The sequence below is a fragment of the Sporichthyaceae bacterium genome, from assembly GCA_036269075.1.
Lineage (GTDB): Bacteria > Actinomycetota > Actinomycetes > Sporichthyales > Sporichthyaceae > DASQPJ01.
Genome location: DATASX010000040.1, coordinates 1 through 3,402, shown reverse-complemented (window position 1 = coordinate 3,402; position 3,402 = coordinate 1). Strand labels below are relative to the sequence as shown.

General features: G+C 68.1%; 2 protein-coding genes. Both read left to right on the top strand.

Annotated features, from left to right (window positions below):
* On the top strand, positions 1-1,792 hold a 1,792-nt coding region (locus tag VHU88_08190), incomplete at its 5' end, for a xanthine dehydrogenase family protein molybdopterin-binding subunit (protein ID HEX3611648.1).
* Positions 1,793-1,871: 79 nt separating this feature from the next.
* A complete protein-coding gene (locus VHU88_08185) occupies positions 1,872-3,215 on the top strand; it encodes an FAD-binding protein (GenBank protein HEX3611647.1) in 1,344 nt (447 codons plus the stop codon).
* Positions 3,216-3,402: the final 187 nt, after the last annotated feature.

Here is a 3,402-nt window from a genome sequence, read left to right as displayed (position 1 = left end):
CGATCCTCGTGCCCCCGTCTTGCTCGATCGGTGGGGGCAGGACGTCGATCGCGGTGATGTCACCGCCGCGCTGGCCTCCGCCGAGGTGGTCTACGACGAGACCTTCACCACCGCGGCGGTGACCAACAACCCGATGGGGCTGTTCGCCACGGTGGCCCGCTGGGACGGTAACCAGCTGACCGTGCACGACTCGAGCCAAGACCCGATGAGCACGCGCAGAGCCTTCGCAACGGTGTTCGGCCTACCCGAGACCGACGTCCGGGTTCTTGTGCCGTACCTGGGAGGCGGGTTCGGGGCCGGACTCCGCGCCTGGCCGCACGTGATCCTGACCGCGCTCGCGGCCCGGGTCGTCGGCCGCCCGGTCAAGCTGGTGCTGACCCGGCCGCAGATGTTCACGTCCGTCGGCCACCGGCCGGAGACGCTCCAGCGGGTGCGGCTCGGTGCCACCCGCGATGGCCGGCTGGTGGCCGTCGATCACGAGGCCACCGCGACGATCGGCGCCGTGGACGACGGAGGGGTCGAGCCCGTCACGCAGCTCACCGGCAATGCCTACTCCTGCCCGAACGTCGCGACGCACGACCGGCGGGCGCGGCTGCACATTCCAAGCCCCCATTGGATGCGTGGCCCCGGCACAACCCAGGGCAACTTCGCGGTGGAGTCTGCGCTCGACGAGCTGTCCTACACGCTGGGCATCGACCCGATCGAGCTGCGGCTGCGCAACTACGCCGAGGTTCATCCGGGGTCGGGCCGGGCGTGGTCGAGCGAGGCACTGCGGGAGTGCTACCGCGTCGGCGCCGAGCGATTCGGCTGGGCCAGGCGTACCCCCGAGACCGGATCGATGCGCGACGGGAACTGGCTGATCGGCTACGGCATGGCCGGAGTCACCTTCACGTCCGGCCAGGCACCTTGCCAGGCCACGGTGTCGATCGGCCGGGACGGCACCGCGCACGTGCGCAGCGCGGCCACCGATCTTGGCACCGGCACCTACACGATCGCGACGCAGGTCACGGCCGAGTTGCTCGGACTCGGCATCGGCCAGGTACAGGTCGAGATCGGCGACAGCGACCTGCCGTTCGCGCCGTACTCCGGTGGGTCGGGAATGGCGACGTCGCTGAGCGGCGCCATCCGCGACGCCGTGGGCAACCTGGTCCGGGCGTTCCTGGATGTCGTCGCCGACGACGAGTCGTCGCCGCTGCGGGGCAGGAGTCCGGATGACGTCACCACCGCGAACGGCGGCATCCACGTCATCGATGATTCCTCGATCGGTGAGACCTACGCCGGCATACTCGCCCGGCACGGACTACCGGAGATAACCGCGGACGGTGAGAGGGACCCGGGGGCGGACGCTCGCAAACCCAGCGCTAACGGCTCATTCGCCGCGTGGTTCGCGGAAGTCCGCGTCGATGCGGACCTGGGACTGCCGCGCGTCGCGCGAATCGTGTCGGCCGTCGATGCGGGCCGCATCCTCAATGAGAAGCTGGCGCGCAGCCAGATGATCGGCGGAGCGGTCATGGGCATCGGCATGACGATGCTCGAGGAGACCGTCTTCGACCACGAGACCGGCCGCATCGCCAATGCGACCTTCGGCGACTACCTGATTCCGGCCAACGTGGACGTGCCCGACCTCGATGTGGCCTTCGTGGGCACGCCGGACACGGTGAGGCCTCTCGGTATCAAGGGCATCGGCGAGATCGGCGTGGTCGGCGTTTCAGCCGCCATCGCCAACGCCGTGTACCACGCCACCGGCCGGCGAATCAGATCGTTGCCGATCACCATCGAACAGTTGCTGTAGATCAGACGAATGGCCCTCGCGTGCTTGTTGCGAGGGAGATGACGGGAGACGACCGATGCCACCAAACACGCCAGAGAAGATGCCCGCGCCGCCACCGCCGCTGGATGGTGAGTTCCGCTTCGACGAGGTGACGCGCGAAGGGCGCGCTGGCGACTTCGGGCACATCGTGCACCACATGCCGGAGGGCGTTCTGCTGCCGGGTTCCGCCGACGACGTGGCCAAGACAATCCAGTGGACCGCACGGCGGGGCCGCAAGTTCGCCCCGCAGGGCCAGCGCCATTCGACTTTCGGCCGCTCGTCGGTCCCGGGCGGCATCGTCGCCGACATGTCGGCGCTGCGGTTCATCGGCGCCGTCGAGGGCGACCGGGTGGTTGTCGAGGCCGGCGCGAAATGGAGCGACGTGCTCCGCGCGACGTTGGCGCAGGGCAAGACGCCGCCCGTGCTCACCGAATACCTCGAGCTGTCCGTCGGCGGCACCCTGATCGTCGGCGGTGTCGGTGCCTCGACCTCGGCGTTCGGCGTGCAGAGCGACAACGTGATCGACATGGAGGTCGTGACCGGCGAGGGCAAGAAGGTCACCTGCTCGGCGAGCACCAACACCGACCTGTTCAACGCGGTGCGGGCCGGCCTCGGTCAGGTAGGTGTCATCACCAAGGCGACACTCAAGCTTGTCGCCGCGCCGGAGTCGGTACGCCGATTCCTGCTGGTCTACCCGGACCTGGCAACGATGCTGAGGGACGAGCGGCTACTGTCCGCTGACAATAGGTTCGACTCGGTGCAGGGTGCGATCGTGGCGGCACCGAGCGGCGGCCTCGCCTTTCGGCTGGACGCGGCGAAGAACTTCAACGGAGACCTGCCGGATGACAACGGCCTGCTCGCCGGCCTGTCCGACGACTCGGCCCAACGGCAGCCCACCACGATCGGGTTCTTCGACTACCTCAACCGGTTCGCCCCGTTCGAGGCGATGCTGCGGGCGAACCGGCAGTGGTTCTTCCCGCACCCGTGGCTCATGACATTCATCGGTGACTCCCGGGTCGAGTCCGTCGTCACCACCGAACTGGATGCGCTGAACCCGGCAATGGACCTGGGGCCGTTCGGCCAGGTCGCGCTCGTTCCGATCCGCAGGTCGGCGATCTCCAGCCCGTTGCTGCGGATGCCGTCGGATGACTTGTGCTACGCGTTCAACCTCGTCCGCATGCCGGCGACCGACGACGCCAGCGAAGCGAACCGTCTCGTGGATGCCAACCAGGCCACCTACGGGCGGGTAAAGGCCGCCGGCGGCACCCTTTACCCGGTCAGCGCATTGCCGCTGTCCAAGAGCGAGTGGCGCGATCACTTCGGCCCGGCCTTCGGTCACCTGAACACCGCGAAGCGGCAGTACGACCCGGGCAAGAGCCTCACGCCCGGCTACGAGATCTTCTAGCGGCGGGCCGGGCCACAAGCCAAACCCTGATCACGGCGGCCAGGCGCCCGGCCCCTTCCGTGGATGCGCGCCAGGGGCATATGTCCTATCGTCTGAGTACCGATTTGCGCTGTGTACACGTTTTGGGAGAGTCGTGGCCATGGATTCCGATGCCCCTTTCACGAAAATCGACACCACGGTGCCGGTA

Excerpts from the sequence above, each read along its gene's own strand:
- VHU88_08185 (HEX3611647.1), top strand. The coding sequence starts at position 1,872 with ATGCCCGCGCCGCCACCGCCGCTGGATGGTGAGTTCCGCTTCGACGAG.